This window comes from Pseudomonas sp. NFX183 (genome assembly GCF_047943075.1).
In the GTDB taxonomy this organism is placed as follows: domain Bacteria; phylum Pseudomonadota; class Gammaproteobacteria; order Pseudomonadales; family Pseudomonadaceae; genus Aquipseudomonas.
In genome coordinates this window covers 4,266,898-4,283,611 of sequence record NZ_CP181333.1, presented here as the reverse complement: position 1 = coordinate 4,283,611, position 16,714 = coordinate 4,266,898, and the positions used below count along the sequence as shown (strand labels likewise).

The window sequence follows — 16,714 nt, the reverse complement described above, 5'->3', positions numbered from 1 at the left end:
CCTCAACTTGCGCCAGCAAAATACTCGCTTTCCTCATGGGCATTTTTCCAGGATTCAAGAGCATTGATCACGTCTTGGCTGACAAGGGTGCCATTGTCCACGAGGCACAGCACTTCTGAAGCGACAGCCTTGTTTTGAGGGATAGTTCCGAGCTGGTAGCCTGGAAAGTAAGACCCTGCGCTTGCAAAGCGAGGACGGATGTTCACTACGATGAGTGGCGCGATCACGACGCTATTGGTCTCGTCGTGGAGAACCTCAAGCTTGATCAAGAAAAGAGATAGCCCATTAGGATCTGAGTCATAGTCAGTCTCCAGGCGGAATGTTACTCGCTCCGTCTCCTGAGGCTTTACTTCGTGGTGGACCTTTATGCGCGAAACTGCCCCTTCCTCTTTGTATATCTTCAGGTCGTACGTTGCCGAGATAGGTACAAGACTATGGTGGTGATTAGTCAACGTTTCCCAGTGCTTGAGCGTGGTTGCCCTAACTTCTTTTATAAAAGTGACTTGCGTACCGCGATTGACCAGCTTCAGCTCTAAAGAGGTGATGTAGTCGTCGTTTTCGCCGCTACAGCTTTCAACTTCATACAAATCAACAATCTTGAGACCCGGAGCAGTATCCACCAGATGCTTTGGCACAGGGTTCAAGATTGAAGCTGCAAGCAGTTGTTTGTAAAGCCTCAACGCTTTTCGATCAATGATGTCCGCGTGCGCCATTTTATGATGTTTGTCGCAGAGAACGATTAGGTTGCTTGGATCATTATTCTCACGGTTGTGATCGATATGGTGAATTTCCAGGTAAGTGTGCTCAGTACACTGATTAATTGCGCAGCAATGACCACTCTCAACTTTAATTGCTCTGGCAACCTCTGCCGCAATGGTGGGGCGTTTCGTTGTGTAGATGCTATCCATGCTCTTACTCGCAGATATCTGAGTTATTTTTTTATCGAGAAATTCCAGCAAATCAGTCAGTTGCTCAAGATCGACTACCGGGTGCGGTGTACCCCTGCCAAGAAAGCTTCCCTAAAAATCGGGGTCAACCCCCATCAAGACGTGCGCCGGCCTTCCAGGCTGGAAAACACATACATACCCACCAGCATCGCCACTACGAAGATGAGAATTTGCCAGTGCCCGGTAAACAGAATGGCAACCGCTGGCCCAGGGCAGATACCCGCCATTCCCCAGCCAATACCGAACACCACGCTGCCCCCTATCAAGCGCACGTCCAACTCCCGGTTAACAGGTAACTGCATGGGCGCCGCGAGTAAGGACAGCTTGTTCTTGCGTGCCCAACTCATAGGGATAACCGCCACGGCGATGGCCCCGACCATCACCAAGGCGAGTGACGGGTCCCAGGCCCCGGCCACATCGAGAAACGCCAACACCTTGGCGGGGTTGGCCATGCCGCCCAAGAGCAGGCCCAGGCCAAAGATCAGCCCGGCGAGAAATGCGGTCAACTTGAGCATCAGCTTCAAACCCCCAGCACATGACGGATGAGGTACACCGTTGCAAAGCCGGCGGCCATAAAGCACACAGTCGCCACCAGGGAGCGGGGTGACAATCGAGAGATCCCACACACGCCGTGACCACTGGTACAGCCGGAGCCGTACCGGGTTCCCAAGCCGACGAGCAGGCCCGCCATCAACAAGGCCGGCCACTGTGCCGTGATCTCGATCTGTGGCAACACGCTAAACAGCCCCCACAGCAATGGCGCAATCACCAGGCCAAGAAGAAACAACGCTTTCTCGCCCCAGCCCTCACTGCCAAACCGCATCACGCTTCCCAGCAAGCCGCTGATACCTGCGACTCGGCCATTGGCGAGAACAAACACGCTGACGGACAGCCCGATCAAGGCGCCTGCGCCTAATGAAGTCCAAGGCGTGAAGTTGATCCAATCAATGCTCATTTTGCATTTCCTGCACAGGAGGGTGAGTGAGGGCTGTTGATCAGCGAAGCATCATAACCATCCGTGCGGGTCTGGGTCTGCGCAAATCAGGTTTTGCTGCCGCCCCCATGAAAATGGGTGAAGCGCTGCTCCCAGTAAAAACGAAGAGTAAAAACGGGGTCAGACCACCTTTTATAATAGTGGTCTGACCCTATTCTTCTCCTATTCTTCTCTGAGTCGTTTTCAGCCGTTCGCGATAGACAGCAATCGGCCAGAAGCCGTCACTCAATCTACAAAATCAGGGGCGGTTCACTGCGCCTCCTCCAACAGCCAATGCGCAAATGCCTGGATGGGCGGGCGACTCAGCTCAAGGGGTTCAGGTAACACGAGGCAAAACGTCTTGGCGACATTCTCCTTCTGCGGCCATGGGGCAACCAGCCGGCCCTGCGCCAACTCCGCCTCCACGTACATCCGCGGTACGAGTGCCACACCCAGGCCAGCCAGTGCTGCCTCAATCAACATCGCATGCAAGTCGTAGCGTGCGCCCATCGCTGGGTTACTTAGGACAATTCCGGTTTCCTGGGCATAGCGCTGCCACGCATCCGGGTTCTGTCGTCGGTGTAATCGCGGCAGTGAATCCAGCGCCGTTGCCTGCTTTCCCTGCTTCAGTAGGACAGGATGACAAACCGGAATTAACACTTCGTTCAACAAGCGATGCGTGTGCATGCCTGTCCAGGCCGGGTGCTCAAAATGGATGGCTGCATCAACACCACTACCAGCAAGTACGAACGGCTCCATGCGTTCCGAGAGGTGTACGCAGATATTCGGGTGTTGCTGGCTAAAGCCAGATAAACGAGGGATGAGCCAGCGCAAGGCAAAGGTCGGGCTGACGGCGATATCCAGACTTGCACCGTTCTCGGGCTGGCCCATCAAATACTGGCTGTCCCTGTCTAGACGATCGAGCAGTTCGCGAACTTGCACCGCGTATCGCTCACCGTTAGGCAAGAGTCGCACGCGGTTGCCCACGCGCTCGAAAAGGGTGACTCCCAGAAAGACTTCCAAGCGACCTATTTGCCGACTGATTGCGCCCTCGGTTAACGCCAACTCATTGGCGGCGCGGGCAAAGCTGCCATGACGGGCTGCTGTCTCAAAGGCAATCAGCGCAGCGTTACTGGGTAGCTTTCGACGCATGGTCCTTTCCTTGAGTCAAGATAACCAACTTGATGTTAAGTCACTGATGGGTGCCGAAAATTCGTTTTATCAGGTATTACCACACCACTAGCATGATGAAACATCAATCTATGTGGTGACTTTATGATTTACACAGTCGAATGCAACTACGCTGAACCTGACAGCGAAGCCGAGTGGAATGAGTTTTACACCCTGGAAAAACTGCCCGCGCTGATTTCGGTGAGCGGTTTCAGCTCTTCACAGCGTTTCAAAGCCTTGAGCGGCAATTGCCCGGCCTACTTGGCCTTGCATTCCGTTGAGACGCTCGCTGTATTGCAGAGCGACGAATACCGCGTAAAGGGAGGTGGCAATTTTTCTCGCTGGCATTCTCACATCACTGATTGGAAACGCAACCTCTATGCCGCAGAAGGCCGTGCAGTTGCCGTGGGCGCGGACGAGTTCCTGTTGATCAGTGAACAAGGCCCTCACGTACTGATTGAACTAGGCCTTACACCTGTAGCACTGCACGCCTTTGCGTTGGACAAGTCTCCTGCACACCGTTGGCTGGCCAAACTGGATTGCACTCAGGCCAAAGCCAACGATCTGCAGGGGCTTAATGTCTATCGCGCCATGACGGAGCAGCTACAGTCATGAATAAGGCAGAAATACCTAACTGGAGGCTCCCCAGCCAGCAAGTCGGTGAGTTTTCGATCACAGCCATCAGCGACGGCTACTTGGGAGCGAACCTGGATTTTCTCGCCAACATCGCTCCCTCGGAGGCGGCCCGACTGCAGTTAGCCGCCGGAATCAGGGAGCCTGCGTCGATCCATATCAATTGCTATCTGGTACGTGGGCGTGGCCGAACGATTCTGATCGACGCCGGCGCCGGTGGATTCAATCACTGGGGCGGCGAGTTGCTGACGCATCTTGCACTGGCCGGAGTGCAGCCTGCCGACATAGATACGGTTCTGTTGACTCACGCGCACCCCGACCACGTAGGTGGCTTGTTAAACGCAGAGGGAGACATGGCCTTTGGTAATGCTGAGTTGGTTGTGCATCAGCGAGAGCTAGCGTTCTGGGAGGACGATGGTCACCTTGGCAAGGCCAGTGAACGTGCGCGTGGAAACTTTCTGTTTGCACGAAGGGTGTTCGAACGGTACCGGAAAAATCTGCGCCCGTTCGCCACCGATGATGTCTTGCCGGGCATCAGCGCGATGCCATTGCCTGGGCATACCGTCGGGCATTGCGGCTACCGATTTGAGTCCGGTGCACGCAGCTTGCTGATATGGGGCGATATTGTTCATTTTCCTCAGATTCAGATTGCGCGCCCCGATGTCACGATTGCCTTCGACCAAGATCCCCTGCTATCGGCGGCCACGCGAACGAGACTGCTGGATTTGGCCAGTTCAGATAACTTGATGGTCGCTGGCATGCACTTAGGAGCGCTCGGCTTTGCTCATATCAAGCGCTCAGGGAGCACCTACGCCATTGCTTACGAAACGTAAGTCAAGTACGGGCAGCAAACTGTCTTTCGATAGTTTTTCTTCGCGGCTGAAAACTTGCCAGGAACGATAAAGGGAGCACATTTGTTTGCACGACTCTGACGTCCGCTTTTGGCCGATTGCGGCCAGACATAGGATTCAGCCCCATGATTTTACCGGCCAACAAGCCTGCGTGCTCTCTGACGGTGAGACTGAGACAGCGTTTTGTCCTCGGCGCAGTGAGCCAGGAGCGCGGTCATCGCAATGTCTACAGGAAAGCCATCCTCCAGCCATTTAAGCGCCAGTCCCGACCAATATTCGGAATGTGACGTCAAGGCTGTGATCACCAGCGGCTGCAACGCAATGTCAGTAGGTAGCGTATATTTTTTGCTAAGAACGCTTACCGCATCTGGCAAATCGAGTACCGCCATTTCGAAAGGTTTCTCAAGCAGCGGTAATAGCCAGACATAGCTAAATTCTTCGTTCATCTTTTCCCCCGATTGCTAATGGTCGCTTTTTGCCGTAGCACAAGAGGAGGAATCAACCCAGCGCAGAACAGTGGTCGCCAATGGCGGCAATATCCGGGTGCGCCGAAAACAGACTTTATAGAAGGCTCAAGGTTGATTACCTTCGTGTTGTGAGTTCAGGCGTCCAAGACCGTAGTAGTTCATGAATTCGCGCATAGTCGGTGAAAGCGTCTCTTGTGAAGCAATCTGCCAGAATTTTCTTTACCCAAGAACCGGCTCAAACCGCTTGATGAGTTCCTGCGCTGTATTGTGATGGCCAACACGCAGCCAGTGCCTGAACATGTATTCGTTTTCCTGCCGCGATAGCTGTGCTGCTTGGATTAGTCTGAGTGAGTACCGAAAGTTCAGTGGCCATAATTGCTTTAGAAAATCGAGTCTCTGAGCGTTTGGAAGGCCCACTAACCACTGCTTCACATCCTTATCCACCTGAGCATTACTAGAACGCGACGCCACCTGCCCCGGTGTGAAACGAGAGTCGTCCATGGTGTGCAAGGCCTAAGCGTATAAGGGAAGGTCACATTCTGTCCTATGCATAGGAATAACGGGCAGCTTATTTTTACGCTATTGACCGATTGCTGCCCCTCCGTAAAGGGCAGCTTTGGGTCGAGAGCAGCCTATCTCGCAGCGCATACCACCATAAGCCAACAGCCCCCGTGAAGCCAAAACACCTCGACCAGATAGCAAACGCTTCACACCTATAACTCTGGTAAAAGCACTCCAACCAAACCCCATCTTTCTCGGAACCTCGCCATGCCGCGCCTTCTCCCCCTTCTGCTCTCGCTTTTACCCAGCCTGGCCTACGCCCTCCCCGCCCTGAAAGACACCACGCTCTACACCACCACCGTCCACGACTGCGAGGACGTTAATCTGGCCACCTGGCAGCATCCCACCCGCGCGTTGCTGGAGAAGAACAACTTCCAGCTCGAACGCATCCAGCTGTGCAACGGCGGCCATTACCCGATTTTCCAGGTGCAAGCGCCCTACGACCCGCGCGGTCAGACCAAGGATTTTTTCCTGCCGTTGTATGAGCACATGCGCAAGGCCAACGGTAAATGGCCTTACGCATTGGTCGACAGCAGCGACGCGGTGGTGGTGTACGTCAGCTACCCGAAAGACGATGAGATCTCCCTGGATTACGAGGGTTTCGAAGCGCCGTAGAAGCGCGTTTCAATCATTGCAGGCGGCCCGGTAAGGGATGCATTGCGAGGGCATTTCAGGTAATGATGCGCCACCCAAATCAAGGACGATAAAAACAATGAAAACCGCGCTGCGCGCCCTGTTGCTGCTGTGCCTGTCCACGCCCGCCTTCGCGGCCGAAAGCCCGGTGGGTTTCAAGACCGCCACGCTGCCCGATACCACACACCAGCGCCCGCTGGAACTGGTGGTCTGGTACCCCGCCACCACCACAGCCCAACCCGAGCTGATCGCCGACAACGCGGTGTTCATCGGCGCCCTCGCCGTGCCCGACGCGCCACCGGCTGCCGGCGAGCATCCGTTGGTGGTGCTGTCCCACGGCTACGGCGGCAATTGGGGTAAACAGGTGTGGCTGGCCAGTGCCTTGGCGCACCAGGGTTATATCGTGGCCGCGGTCAATCACCCCGGCACCACCACCAAAGACCGCAGCCCGCGAGCCGCCGCGCAACTGTGGCTGCGCCCGGCCGACCTGAGCCGCGCTATCGACGCGGTTTTGGCTCAGCCGCAGCAATTTGGCGCCGTCGCACATAACCGGATTGCTGCGGTGGGCCACTCCCTCGGCGGCTGGACCGTGATGGAAATCGCCGGGGCACGCTTCGACCCCGACCTGTTCAACCGCGACTGCGCCGACCACCCGAAGTTGGGCGGCTGCATCGGCTACCAGCAGATGAACCCCGCCGCCACGCCCGCCGGCAAGGCCCAGTTGGCCGCTGACTTGAGCGACAAACGCATCACCGCCGTTGTGTCACTGGACCTTGGCCTGTCGCGAGGCTTCACCCGCGCCAGCCTGGCCGCACTGCCGGTGCCGGCGCTGGTGATTGCCGGGGGCGTGCCAACCGAGGACATGTCGCCTGAATTGGAATCCGCCGACATGGTCAAGCGCATGCCAACACCCTCCACGCAGTACGTGGAGATCAGCGACGCCACGCACTTCAGCTTTATGTCGATCTGCAAGCCGGGTGGCATGGCATTGATAGAAGAAAGCTCGCCGGGCGATGGCATGATTTGCCGGGATGGCGAAGGCGCGCGGCCACGGGCGGTGATTCAGCAGCAGGTGGTGGCGCTGATTACTGGGTTTCTGGCACGGCCCATTCACCCTTAACCAAGACGTGTGGACAGGCAATGAATAGCCCAATCAATCTGCTCTTCGTGTGCAGCCGCAACCAGTGGCGTAGCCCTACCGCAGAGGCCATCTGGCGCCGTCGCCCCGGCTTCAATGCGCGCTCGGCGGGCACCAGCCCGAATGCGCGCAAAACCATCGGCGCCGCGGATATTCGATGGGCAGATGTGATCTTCGTCATGGAGCGTAAACACCTGCATCGCCTGCAGGCAGACTACGCGCGGTTGCTTGAACACAAGCCGCTTTACTGCCTGGATATTCCGGATGACTTTCGCTACATGGACCCTGAACTGATGGAGCTGCTTGAAGACACCGTCGCGCCTTATCTCAACACCTAGGCGTGGTGCACTGGCCCAACCTATGCAACAGCCGTGGCCCGGTCACCTCGCAGCGCCGGGCCGTGTGATGCTTGATCAGAACGGTTTAGTCGGCAAGTACTTACCATCCAGGGTAATCACCGCACGCGAGCCGCCGTCCGGGTCTTCGACCTTCTTGACGTCCAGCTTGAAGTTGATCGCGCTGATGATGCCGTCGCCAAACTTCTCGTGAACCAGTGCCTTGAGCGTGGTGCCGTAGACCTGAATCATTTCGTAGAAGCGGTAGATGGTCGGGTCGGTCGGGACGCCGTTTCCGATGCTGCCGCGCACGGGGATGGTTTGCAGCAGCAGCACGGCGTCCGCGTCGAGGCCCAGGGTGTCGGCAACGGTTCTGGCGGCGTCGGCCGGCAGCGGATGCTGGCCGAGCAAGGCGGCGGTGACGAAGGCTTCGTGCAGGCCAGTGCCTTCGGCGATCTGGGCGAACGACAGGTCTTTGCGGGCCTTGGCCAGCAGGATGACGTCGGTCAGGGCAAGGCGAGTGTTCTGGCTGATTTGTGACTGGATCATGGGGTTATCTCCGTGGTTAAAACTGTGGGTAAAACGGCTGATGGGGAAAGCGCCAACGCTCAACTGTGCGAGCTGGCATATCGGATCGCCGCACCGCTGCGATGCAGACACCTCGGTGTATCAGGCAGGGTAATCGGCCAGCGGCACAAAGGTGCCGGTGCGGCTATCGAAGGCCTGGATGCAGCCGCTTTCGATATCGTAGACCCAGCCATGCAGGGTCACGCGCCTCTCTTCGAGGGCCAGGCGCACCGAGGGATGCGTCTGGATATTGGCCAATTGCGCGATCACATTTTCGCGGACCATGGAGGCGACTTTGGCGGGCTGATCGACATGCTGGCGAGCCTCGTTGACCACCCGGCCGGAGTCGGCGTAGCGCAGCCAGCTGGCCACGGCGGGCATGTGGTCCAGGCATTTGCAGGTGGCGATGGCGGTCATGGCGCCGCAATCGGAATGCCCGCAGATCACGATGTCGCGGACCTGCAAGGCCGCCACGGCGTACTCCACTGACGCCGACACACCGCCCGGCTCCGGGCCGTAAGACGGCACGATATTGCCGGCGTTGCGGATGACAAACAGCTCGCCCGGTTCACGCTGCGTGACCAGCTCGGGCACCAGGCGGCTGTCGGAGCAGGAGATGAACAGCGCCCGTGGGCTCTGCTGGTTGGCCAGGTCTTTGAACAGGCCGGCGCGCTCGGGGAAGGCACTGCGCTGGAATTTCAGGAAACCGTCGATGATGTCTTGCATGGGTAACTCCTTTGAATCGCGATGCGATGGAGCAAAGGTTACGGAGCCCGTGCAATAAGGTAAAAGTCTCATATATGATCCAGCACATTAGATAATCTTATGAGTAAAAACATGCTGGCACGCCATATCCAATACTTCTTGGCCGTTGCAGAACACCAAGGCTTTACCAAAGCGGCGGCTGCCCTGCATGTCTCGCAACCGGCGCTGTCCCAGCAAGTGCGGCAGTTGGAGGAGAGCCTCGGTGCGCAGTTGTTTGATCGATCCGGCCGCCAGACGGGCCTGACCGACGCCGGTGAGGTGTACCTGCGCTATGCGCTGCGGGCGGCGCAGGAACTGCAGCAAGGCAAGCGCGCGATCCATGACGTGGCCGATCTGAGCCGCGGGACGTTGCGGATTGCCGTCACGCCGACGTTCACCACCTACCTGGTGGGGCCGCTGGTGGAGGCCTTTCACGGCCGCTATCCAAACATCACGCTGAACGTGCATGAGGTTGCCCAGGAACAGATGGAAAACCTCCTGCTGGCGGACGAACTGGATGTGGGGATTGCGTTTGATGAGGTCCACGCGCCCGACATCGACACCACGCCCCTGCTGGTCGAAACCCTTGCGCTGGTCGTCGGCAAGCAGCACCCGCGGGCTAAGGAACGGTTTATTGGGCTGGAGGCGTTGAATGGCGAATCACTGATTTTGCTGGGCAAGGAATTCGCCACCCGCGAGCAGATTGACCGCTATTGCAGCACGCACGGCATTCGCCCACGCGTGGTGATGGAAGCCAATGTGATTGGCGCGCTGATTGAGGTGGTGCGCCGGACCACGCTGTCGACGCTGTTGCCAGCGGCGATTGCACGGGCGCACCCGCAGTTGGTGGCGATTGAGCTGGGGCCGCAGCGGTTGCAGCGCACCGCCGTGTTGATGCAGCGCAAAGGGGGTTATCAGCCGGCGGCGGCGCGGGCGTTTTTGGCGTTGGCCAGGGACGTCGCCGAGGGGCTGACCTGACAGGGCAAACGTGCCTACTTGCCAGGCCCCCAAACAATGGCCTGAGCCACCACGACGTACTCGCCGTTGAAGGTGGCCGCTGGCGAGCCATATAACTGATAGCCCAGCGCAAGGGCTTCAGAGACACGGTGACAAAACGCGGCATCATCCTTGCCCGTCAGTAGCCGGTAAACAGGTAATCCATTGGGCGGCGTGGTTTGCATGGTGTGGTTTTCCTGGTCGACATGAAAGTATCAGGCCCGAACGCATCGTACAGCCCGTGAACGAACCGACAGCAGCATCCATGATTTCCTGCTTCGGCTCAATTCTGCCAATCCGATAAGCACAGCGGAGAGCGCGCGCTCGTCAGGAATGTTAAGGGTGTACGGCTTGATCATGGGGGCTGCCGTTGAGTTCCGTATCACATCGCCTTGAGTAATACTGGACCGGCACCAGCCCCCGATGTATTCCCCGTGTAACCTGGTCGAGTAGCGCGAATAGTCATGGATAGAACTAAACACAGCGCTTTCGCCTATCAGGCGGTGTACCGCTACCTGGTCGAGTTGATCGACGCCGGCCCGCCAGACGGCGAACGCAAACTGCCGTCTCTGCGCCAACTGGCCGAGCGCCTGGGTGTGTCGGTGTCGACCACCCAAGCCTGCTCGACCATGTGTTTATCGGCTCGGACTTGCACGCGGTATTGGGCGCAGCGCTCAACGCGCTGGACCTCGCCGGCACGGTGGCGTTGGTGGAGTCGCCGTGTTCGTGGGCGATCCTGCGTCAGCTGCAGGCGGCGAATATCCGGGTGATCGAGTTGCACCTGGATGCGCTCGGGCGGTTCGACCTGGCCGCGCTGGAAGGATTATTGCAGCGCGCGCCGATTCGATTGGCAGTGCTGTCGTCGACGGTGAATATTCCCCAGGGGGGCGTGATGCCTGCGCAGGACAAACAGCAAATTTGCCGCTGGCTGGCAGAGCGGGATATCTGGCTGTTCGAAAACGACACCTACGGCGAGTTGTATTTCGAGCCGCAACCGGCGCGCTATCGCGACTTTGCCGACCCGCAGAAGCTGTTGGTGTTTTCGACCTTCGACAAAATCATCGGCTCGGAAGCGCCCTATGGGTACGTACTGAGTCGCGGGCAAGGCTCGCAGTTGCAGCGAGAGTTTCTCAAGCGCGGGTTCCGCCTGTCGCCTATCCGTCAGAAGGCGATCGCCAAACTGTTCACGTCCAAGCGCATCGACCCACATTTGAAAGCGCTGCGGGCGCTGCTGTTGGAGCGCATGACCCAACTTGGCGCGCTGCTGAGCGAACACGATCAGTGGCAGGTACACCGCCCCCACGGCGGCGCGAGTTTCTGGCTTGAGGCCTCGCCCGCCGTCGACATGCGCAAGGTATTCGAGCGTCTGCGCGCCGAGCGCATCATTATTGCGCCCGGCGAGCTGTTCAGTCAGCAAGGCGCCTGGCGGCATCACCTACGCCTGAGCTACACCCTCGACTGGGGCAAGGATATCGCCCAGGCCCTAAATCTGTTGGCCCAGGCGATGCGTCAAAGCCCGTAGCAATGCCGCGCCTCGGGGAAACGCCCGTGGCGTACGTCATCGGCAAAGCGCTCGCAGGCATCGCGAATCACCGCGCCGACATCCGCGTACTGTTTGACGAAACGTGGCAGGTGCTCACCGCCCAGGCCCAGCACGTCTTCGGTGACCAACACCTGGCCGTCGCAGGCGGGCGAGGCGCCGATGCCGATCGTCGGCATTTTCGCGTCCTGGGTGATCTGCCGGGCCACACCTTCGGCCACGCCTTCCAGCAGCAGGCTGAAAGCGCCCGCCTCCAGGTTGGCACGCGCATCTTCAGCGATCACCGCAGCGATTTGAATCGTGAGCCCTTGCGCCTTGAAGCCGCCCATCACATTCACAAACTGCGGCATCAGCCCCACATGGGCCATCACCGGAATGCCGCGCGCCACCAGAAACTCAACCGTGCTGGCCAGCGCCTGGTTGGCTTCCAGCTTGACCGCATCGCAACCGGTGCGCGCCAACACCTGGGCGCAGTTGCGAAACGCCTGCGCGTGGGATTCCTGGTAGCTGCCAAACGGCATGTCGGCGATGACACAGGCCAGGCGCGTGCTATCGACCACCGCGCGAGTGTGGCCGATGATTTCTTCGAGCTGCATGCTCAAGGTTGAAGGCCGGCCATAGCCGACCATGGCCGTGGAATCACCGACCAGAATGAAGTCGACCAACGGGTCGATCAGCTTGGCGATGGTGCTGGAGTACGCCGTCAGGGAGACGATTTTCTGCTGGCCTTTCATCGCGACCAGTTGCGGGACGGTGGTGCGTTGGGTGCGGGTATGCGTGCTCATCAAATGGCTTCCGTTTGCGCTGAATACCCGGCCTGATTATTGGCAAAACACCCGGTGATTCAATGCACAGATCGGCGCTGAAAAGCGACCCAGATGCCAAGACGTTCCGTTGTGGCGAGGGCCGTTGCGCGTTCGCCAACAGCACCGGGGTCACGTAGAGAGGTTTATTTGCCCTCGATCAACCGCAGCGCCAACGGCGCGCTGAACGTGCCGGCCGCCGGCCCGCCGTGGCAGTCGGCGATGGGCGAAGAGGCGCCGTCCGAGTTGCCCGGCAGCTTGATCCACAGCGCCAGCAGGTTGGGCGTGACGACGCGCGGCAGCATGCCCAGCTTGCGCGCGGGCGGGTTGCACCAGTCGCCACGGACGGCACCGTTGCCGTTGCGGCTGGTGTCGACGACCACGGCCTTTGTGTAGGCGTGATTGGCAAAGAGCCTGGCGTTGATCCGGTCGGCGTAGTCACGGGATTGATCGAGCGTGTAGAAATTGGAGACGTTCAGCGCAAAACCGCGTGCGTTTTTTATTCCGGCCGCATGCAGGGTATCGGCCATCTGCGCGGCGGGCTTCCAGTGCGCGTTACCAGCGTCCAGGTACACATCCGCCTGGGGCGCGCGTTGCTTGAAACCTGAGACTGCGTAGTTGAACAGCGCCAGGCGCTCGTCTCGCTGAGATTGGCTGAGGCACTGCATGTCCGGCAAGGCGTCGGGCTCCAGGATGATGATCGCCGGTTTGCGGCCAACGCCGTTGATCAGGTGGTCGATCCAGGCGCGATACGCTGCCGCATCGGCCGCGCCGCCTGCAGAGGCGCCGCCGCTGCAGTCACGGTGCGGCAGGTTGTAGGCGACCAGAATCGGTGTGGCGCGGGCCGTGGCGGCGGCGGATACGTAGCGGTGCACACGCGGCTCAAGTTGATCGCTGCCCTGGCTGCTGCCGGTCAGCCACAGGGCACTCGGCACCTGGGCAATGGCAACACGGATGGTTGCCGCGTCGGGCGCCTGCGGGTTGTGTTTTACCCACTGGGCAGCGTTCGATTCGGGATTGATGTAGAAGGCGTCGCCGGCGTGGGCGGCCGGTAGCACCGATAACAACACCAGACTGGCAACACCAACGATGAACCTGAGCATATGTTGACTCCACAAGGCCGGGGCCTGACGCACTGCCTCAAGCTGATATCATGCGATCAATTACCCGCTGAGTAGCACACCATGAACCGCCAGAAAAAACTGCAGCAGCTCTTCAAGGCCAAAGCGAAAAAGGCCAGCGCCAAATTGGCCCCCAAGAGCAAAGATAAATACATCAGCAAAGCCGACCGCGCCAAACTCGAAGCGCAGGCCGATCAAGCGTCAACTGCTGCCACCGACACGCCCAGCTGAAGGCGTCCCCGCTTCATATTTGCCCCAGATACGTCGCAGGTGCCGCGCCGAACCAAAGCCCGCGCGCTCGGCGACGGTTTCCATGTCCAGGGTCGACTCAACCAGTAATTCACGCGCCACGGTTAAACGCAGGGTGTGCAGATAATCCAGCGGACTGATGCCGACGTGTTCGTGAAACAGTCGCGCCAGGTGCCGGCTGCTGGTGCAAGCCAGGCTGGCCATACGCGTGACGGTCCACGGCTCACACGGGGCTGCGGCGACGGCGTCCTGCACCCGATGCACGGCGGGATGCAGGTGATTGCGCCCGGCGATCCAGGCCGACAGCTGTGGATCGGCACCGCTGCGGCGCATGTACACCACCATGTCCCGCGCAACCGCGCAGGCCAGTCGCGGCCCGGCCAGCTCGGCAACCCAATGCAGCATCAGGTCGATGCCGGCAGTGACGCCAGCGCTACAACTGATGTTGCCATCGGTGACGTACAAGCGGTTTTCCAGTACTCGAGCCTTGGGCGCCATGGACTGCAAAGAGGCGCACAGCGCGTGGTGCGTGGTGCATTGGCGTCCGTCCAGCAGCCCGGCGCGGGCGGCGCTCAAGGCGCCCGCACAGACGCAGACCAGTTTCTCGCCAGACGGCGCGAACACCGCTTGCAGCCACTGGGTCAGCACGCTGCTGGCCGAGTCAAATTCCTGCAGACCCGCCTTGCTGACCTTCGACGTGGAGCCCACCAATACCACCAGCGTGCCCGGCGCCAGGGTTGGCGGAAGCGGCGCCAACCCGGTCAGGGGCAAGCCGATGGACGTTTGCAGCGTTTCAACCGGGCTGACGTACTGCAAGTCGAACTCGACGGCCGTCGAGTCCTCGACCTGAGCGGCCAGGCGCAGCACTTCGGCGGGACCGGCCAGGTCCAGCATCAGCACGTTGGGCAACAGCACAAACAGCACCGGCACGCTCACGGGGTCAATCCTCCAATGCCTGGGCGACCGTGACGATGCGCGCAAAGCGGCCTTCCAGCACCAGCTCCGTACGCTCGCGTAGTTCGGCTGCGGTATAGACCCGGCCGCTGCGCGCGTGGGTCATCGGGAAGGTCAACGTCGCTTCGCTGACAAAATCCACACTCAGGCCACTGTCCGACGCCTGCCGCGTGGTGGTTTCACAGCACTGTTCGGTGCGGATGCCGCTGATGATCACTGTGGTCACTCCCATTTCCGTGAGCCACGCCGCCAGGGGCGTGCCGGCGAACGCGCTGTGAAAGCGCTTGTGAATGACCCGGTCAGGGTTGATCGACAATTCGCTCAATGCCCGAACATTGCCCGACGCCAGCGAAAAATGCCCCTGGTCTTCCACATGGAAGACTTGTATCACCGGGATGCCCTGTTGAACACACCCATCAATGAGGGCCTGCTGCTTTTCCAGGTAACCCGGCAGGTCATTTTCGGACCAGTAGCTTGAATGGCGGAACGAATGCTGGGCATCAATAACAATAAGGGCTTTGCGGCTCATGAGGTGTCCTGTTGGCGTACAGTTCAGTGAATGATGCAAGCCATACTAGGCAGTGCGGCAGGTGAGCAACAGGCACGTGCCGGACCACTTGAGGACGTATTCGGACATCCATTGTCAGCGACGCAAAGCACCTTGCGAGGTTTCACGCAGGGTGGTCAGGGCAATCAACGCACAGACCGCCGCGCCGGCCATGAAAAACCCCGGGATCAGCAAATTGCCGGTCGAGCCGATCAGTGCTGTGACGATGTAAGGCGTGATCCCGCCGCCCAGGATGGCGCCCAGATTGATGCTGAGGGCCATGCCGGTGTAACGAACCCGAGTGGGAAACTGCTCGGCATAGGTCGGGTAGCCCACCGACTGGATCACCGGCATCGGCAGCGTCGCCACAAAAAACGCCAGGACCGCGATGAACAGGCTGCTGTTGTTCATCAACACCATCATCGGAATAACCAGCACCGCATAACCGACAAAGCCGATGGCCAGGGCTTTCTTGCGCCCAATGCGATCCGACAGCCCGCCCCAGAACGGCATCAGCGCGGCCATGCACAGGCTGACGCCGGCGATGACCCAGTAGATCTTGGACTTCTCGAAATGCAGGTAGGTGGTCAGGTAGATGTTCATGAACACCAGGCCGATGTAGTAGCCGGCGTTCTGTGCAAAGGCGAACACCACCACGCGCAACACCGCCGGCAGGTTCTGCGTGAGCACCTCCTTGACCGGCGCGGTGGGCGGCTTTTCCACGGCGAGAAAGGCTTTGAACTCAGGCGTCTCCTCGACGTTGTGGCGCATGATGCACGAGAAGATCACCAACGGAATCGCCAGGAAAAACGGGATACGCCAGGCCCAGGCTTGCAGCTGCTGTGCATCGACCAGGCCGGTGGTGATGCCGCAGATGATCGCTGCCATCGACCCGCCAATCGCAACACCCACCGGCGTGAAGGCACCGTAGAAGCCACGGCGGCCCTTGGGTGAAGACTCGGCCAGAAAGGCCGCAGCGCCGATCACCTCACCGCCGGCGAAAAAGCCCTGCGCCAGCCGGATCAGCACCAGCAGGATCGGCGCAGCAATCCCCACGTGGGCCGCCGTCGGCAACAGCCCGATCATCGCGGTCGCGGTGCCCATTCCGATGACGGTGCTCAGCAATACTTTGCGCCGACCGATGCGGTCCGCCAGCCGCCCGAGCAGAATGCCGCCCAACGGCCGGATCAAGAACGCACTGCCAAACACCGCCAACGTGGCCAGCAGCGCGGCGGCGGCGTTATCACTGGGGAAAAACAACGGCGCGATAATCGTCGCCATAAAGCCGTACACACCGAACTCGTAATACTCCACTGCAGTGCCCGTCGCGGCGGCGATGGCTGCCCGCTTGGCGATCCTGGTGGCGCTGCTGTCAGCGGTCTTGTCGAACTCGCCCAAACGCGGCGATGGGATGGGAGTAGCGATCACGCGAGACATAAACACCTTCCACTCTGACCGTTGGTCATTTGAGTTATTGAGGTGGAC

The 16,714-nt window shown here is 59.4% G+C and carries 20 protein-coding genes and 1 pseudogene; 8 read left to right on the top strand and 13 right to left on the bottom strand.

Features of this window, described 5'->3' with window-relative positions; translation table 11 throughout:
- Positions 1 to 2 precede the first annotated feature (2 nt).
- The 4 genes from ACM530_RS20000 to ACM530_RS19985 form a co-directional block, all read right to left on the bottom strand.
- Positions 3 to 908: an HNH endonuclease gene (locus ACM530_RS20000; RefSeq protein WP_416362958.1), complete on the bottom strand. Its 906-nt coding sequence runs from the start codon at positions 906 to 908 to the stop codon at positions 3 to 5.
- Positions 909 to 1,042: 134 nt separating this feature from the next.
- Positions 1,043 to 1,462: a DUF6691 family protein gene (locus tag ACM530_RS19995; RefSeq protein ID WP_369301162.1), complete on the bottom strand. Its 420-nt coding sequence runs from the start codon at positions 1,460 to 1,462 to the stop codon at positions 1,043 to 1,045.
- 5 nt (positions 1,463 to 1,467) lie between these two features.
- On the bottom strand, positions 1,468 to 1,902 hold the full coding sequence (locus ACM530_RS19990) for a YeeE/YedE family protein (RefSeq protein ID WP_416362957.1): 435 nt from the start codon (positions 1,900 to 1,902) through the stop codon (positions 1,468 to 1,470).
- Between the two features lie 288 nt (positions 1,903 to 2,190).
- A complete protein-coding gene (locus ACM530_RS19985; protein ID WP_145158665.1) occupies positions 2,191 to 3,072 on the bottom strand; it encodes a LysR substrate-binding domain-containing protein in 882 nt (293 codons plus the stop codon).
- Positions 3,073 to 3,195: 123 nt separating this feature from the next.
- Between ACM530_RS19985 and ACM530_RS19980 the strand changes: the two genes are divergently transcribed.
- Together ACM530_RS19980 and ACM530_RS19975 are read left to right on the top strand one after the other, a co-directional pair.
- The gene (locus tag ACM530_RS19980) at positions 3,196 to 3,705 is read left to right on the top strand and encodes a sugar ABC transporter (RefSeq protein ID WP_145158667.1); all 510 of its coding nucleotides are present in this window, start codon (positions 3,196 to 3,198) and stop codon (positions 3,703 to 3,705) included.
- Complete coding sequence (locus ACM530_RS19975; RefSeq protein WP_016704671.1) at positions 3,702 to 4,556, top strand: MBL fold metallo-hydrolase; 855 nt, start codon at positions 3,702 to 3,704, stop codon at positions 4,554 to 4,556. The genes ACM530_RS19980 and ACM530_RS19975 overlap by 4 nt, the downstream gene beginning before the upstream one ends.
- A 149-nt stretch (positions 4,557 to 4,705) precedes the next feature.
- On the opposite strand, the gene ACM530_RS19970 is transcribed toward ACM530_RS19975, so the two are convergent.
- Entirely contained in the window at positions 4,706 to 5,020 is a 315-nt protein-coding gene (locus tag ACM530_RS19970; protein WP_416362956.1) for a hypothetical protein, read from the bottom strand.
- 789 nt (positions 5,021 to 5,809) lie between these two features.
- Between ACM530_RS19970 and ACM530_RS19965 the strand changes: the two genes are divergently transcribed.
- From ACM530_RS19965 to ACM530_RS19955, 3 genes are all read left to right on the top strand, one after another.
- Positions 5,810 to 6,217 carry a hypothetical protein gene (locus tag ACM530_RS19965; protein WP_262207871.1) on the top strand — a complete coding sequence of 136 codons (408 nt, stop codon included), beginning with the start codon at positions 5,810 to 5,812 and terminating at the stop codon, positions 6,215 to 6,217.
- A gap of 97 nt (positions 6,218 to 6,314) precedes the next feature.
- Positions 6,315 to 7,355 (top strand): alpha/beta hydrolase family protein, encoded by a 1,041-nt coding sequence (locus ACM530_RS19960; RefSeq protein WP_416362955.1) that lies wholly within the window; start codon positions 6,315 to 6,317, stop codon positions 7,353 to 7,355.
- 20 nt (positions 7,356 to 7,375) lie between these two features.
- Positions 7,376 to 7,711 carry a low molecular weight protein tyrosine phosphatase family protein gene (locus ACM530_RS19955; protein WP_145158679.1) on the top strand — a complete coding sequence of 112 codons (336 nt, stop codon included), beginning with the start codon at positions 7,376 to 7,378 and terminating at the stop codon, positions 7,709 to 7,711.
- A gap of 75 nt (positions 7,712 to 7,786) precedes the next feature.
- Here ACM530_RS19955 and cynS read toward each other — a convergent pair whose 3' ends face one another.
- Positions 7,787 to 8,257, bottom strand: coding sequence for a cyanase (gene cynS / locus ACM530_RS19950; RefSeq protein ID WP_404483859.1), 471 nt, complete (start codon positions 8,255 to 8,257; stop codon positions 7,787 to 7,789).
- Positions 8,258 to 8,377: 120 nt separating this feature from the next.
- Positions 8,378 to 9,001: a carbonic anhydrase gene (locus ACM530_RS19945; RefSeq protein ID WP_404483861.1), complete on the bottom strand. Its 624-nt coding sequence runs from the start codon at positions 8,999 to 9,001 to the stop codon at positions 8,378 to 8,380.
- A 111-nt stretch (positions 9,002 to 9,112) separates the two neighbouring features.
- Here ACM530_RS19945 and cynR point away from each other — a divergent pair, with 111 nt between their 5' ends.
- Positions 9,113 to 9,997 (top strand): transcriptional regulator CynR, encoded by an 885-nt coding sequence (gene cynR, locus ACM530_RS19940; RefSeq protein WP_416362954.1) that lies wholly within the window; start codon positions 9,113 to 9,115, stop codon positions 9,995 to 9,997.
- Between the two features lie 14 nt (positions 9,998 to 10,011).
- On the opposite strand, the gene ACM530_RS19935 is transcribed toward cynR, so the two are convergent.
- Complete coding sequence (locus ACM530_RS19935; protein WP_145158687.1) at positions 10,012 to 10,200, bottom strand: DUF1737 domain-containing protein; 189 nt, start codon at positions 10,198 to 10,200, stop codon at positions 10,012 to 10,014.
- Positions 10,201 to 10,479: 279 nt separating this feature from the next.
- On the opposite strand from ACM530_RS19935, the pseudogene ACM530_RS19930 reads away from it, so the two are divergent.
- A pseudogene (locus tag ACM530_RS19930) lies at positions 10,480 to 11,537 on the top strand (aminotransferase class I/II-fold pyridoxal phosphate-dependent enzyme).
- Here ACM530_RS19930 and panB read toward each other — a convergent pair.
- Positions 11,525 to 12,340 (bottom strand): 3-methyl-2-oxobutanoate hydroxymethyltransferase, encoded by an 816-nt coding sequence (panB, locus tag ACM530_RS19925; RefSeq protein ID WP_416362953.1) that lies wholly within the window; start codon positions 12,338 to 12,340, stop codon positions 11,525 to 11,527. The pseudogene ACM530_RS19930 and the gene panB overlap by 13 nt on opposite strands.
- A gap of 164 nt (positions 12,341 to 12,504) precedes the next feature.
- Positions 12,505 to 13,461, bottom strand: a complete 957-nt coding sequence (locus ACM530_RS19920; RefSeq protein ID WP_416362952.1) for a glycoside hydrolase family 6 protein — start codon at positions 13,459 to 13,461, stop codon at positions 12,505 to 12,507.
- Between the two features lie 81 nt (positions 13,462 to 13,542).
- On the opposite strand from ACM530_RS19920, the gene ACM530_RS19915 reads away from it, so the two are divergent.
- Positions 13,543 to 13,710 (top strand): DUF2986 domain-containing protein, encoded by a 168-nt coding sequence (locus tag ACM530_RS19915; RefSeq protein WP_416362951.1) that lies wholly within the window; start codon positions 13,543 to 13,545, stop codon positions 13,708 to 13,710.
- Here ACM530_RS19915 and ACM530_RS19910 read toward each other — a convergent pair.
- The 3 genes from ACM530_RS19910 to ACM530_RS19900 form a co-directional block, all read right to left on the bottom strand.
- Positions 13,681 to 14,664 carry a GlxA family transcriptional regulator gene (locus ACM530_RS19910; RefSeq protein WP_416362950.1) on the bottom strand — a complete coding sequence of 328 codons (984 nt, stop codon included), beginning with the start codon at positions 14,662 to 14,664 and terminating at the stop codon, positions 13,681 to 13,683. The two genes, ACM530_RS19915 and ACM530_RS19910, sit on opposite strands and share 30 nt — an antisense overlap.
- Positions 14,665 to 14,668: 4 nt before the next feature.
- Complete coding sequence (locus ACM530_RS19905; RefSeq protein WP_416362949.1) at positions 14,669 to 15,211, bottom strand: cysteine hydrolase family protein; 543 nt, start codon at positions 15,209 to 15,211, stop codon at positions 14,669 to 14,671.
- A 114-nt stretch (positions 15,212 to 15,325) separates the two neighbouring features.
- Entirely contained in the window at positions 15,326 to 16,666 is a 1,341-nt protein-coding gene (locus ACM530_RS19900; RefSeq protein WP_416362948.1) for an MFS transporter, read from the bottom strand.
- Between the last annotated feature and the right edge of the window lie 48 nt (positions 16,667 to 16,714).

Coding starts and splice junctions, on each gene's coding strand:
- ACM530_RS20000 (WP_416362958.1), bottom strand. CDS start 908: ATGGATAGCATCTACACAACGAAACGCCCCACCATTGCGGCAGAGGTT.
- ACM530_RS19995 (WP_369301162.1), bottom strand. CDS start 1,462: ATGCTCAAGTTGACCGCATTTCTCGCCGGGCTGATCTTTGGCCTGGGC.
- ACM530_RS19990 (WP_416362957.1), bottom strand. CDS start 1,902: ATGAGCATTGATTGGATCAACTTCACGCCTTGGACTTCATTAGGCGCA.
- ACM530_RS19985 (WP_145158665.1), bottom strand. CDS start 3,072: ATGCGTCGAAAGCTACCCAGTAACGCTGCGCTGATTGCCTTTGAGACA.
- ACM530_RS19980 (WP_145158667.1), top strand. CDS start 3,196: ATGATTTACACAGTCGAATGCAACTACGCTGAACCTGACAGCGAAGCC.
- ACM530_RS19975 (WP_016704671.1), top strand. CDS start 3,702: ATGAATAAGGCAGAAATACCTAACTGGAGGCTCCCCAGCCAGCAAGTC.
- ACM530_RS19970 (WP_416362956.1), bottom strand. CDS start 5,020: ATGAACGAAGAATTTAGCTATGTCTGGCTATTACCGCTGCTTGAGAAA.
- ACM530_RS19965 (WP_262207871.1), top strand. CDS start 5,810: ATGCCGCGCCTTCTCCCCCTTCTGCTCTCGCTTTTACCCAGCCTGGCC.
- ACM530_RS19960 (WP_416362955.1), top strand. CDS start 6,315: ATGAAAACCGCGCTGCGCGCCCTGTTGCTGCTGTGCCTGTCCACGCCC.
- ACM530_RS19955 (WP_145158679.1), top strand. CDS start 7,376: ATGAATAGCCCAATCAATCTGCTCTTCGTGTGCAGCCGCAACCAGTGG.
- cynS (WP_404483859.1), bottom strand. CDS start 8,257: ATGATCCAGTCACAAATCAGCCAGAACACTCGCCTTGCCCTGACCGAC.
- ACM530_RS19945 (WP_404483861.1), bottom strand. CDS start 9,001: ATGCAAGACATCATCGACGGTTTCCTGAAATTCCAGCGCAGTGCCTTC.
- cynR (WP_416362954.1), top strand. CDS start 9,113: ATGCTGGCACGCCATATCCAATACTTCTTGGCCGTTGCAGAACACCAA.
- ACM530_RS19935 (WP_145158687.1), bottom strand. CDS start 10,200: ATGCAAACCACGCCGCCCAATGGATTACCTGTTTACCGGCTACTGACG.
- panB (WP_416362953.1), bottom strand. CDS start 12,340: ATGAGCACGCATACCCGCACCCAACGCACCACCGTCCCGCAACTGGTC.
- ACM530_RS19920 (WP_416362952.1), bottom strand. CDS start 13,461: ATGCTCAGGTTCATCGTTGGTGTTGCCAGTCTGGTGTTGTTATCGGTG.
- ACM530_RS19915 (WP_416362951.1), top strand. CDS start 13,543: ATGAACCGCCAGAAAAAACTGCAGCAGCTCTTCAAGGCCAAAGCGAAA.
- ACM530_RS19905 (WP_416362949.1), bottom strand. CDS start 15,211: ATGAGCCGCAAAGCCCTTATTGTTATTGATGCCCAGCATTCGTTCCGC.
- ACM530_RS19900 (WP_416362948.1), bottom strand. CDS start 16,666: ATGTCTCGCGTGATCGCTACTCCCATCCCATCGCCGCGTTTGGGCGAG.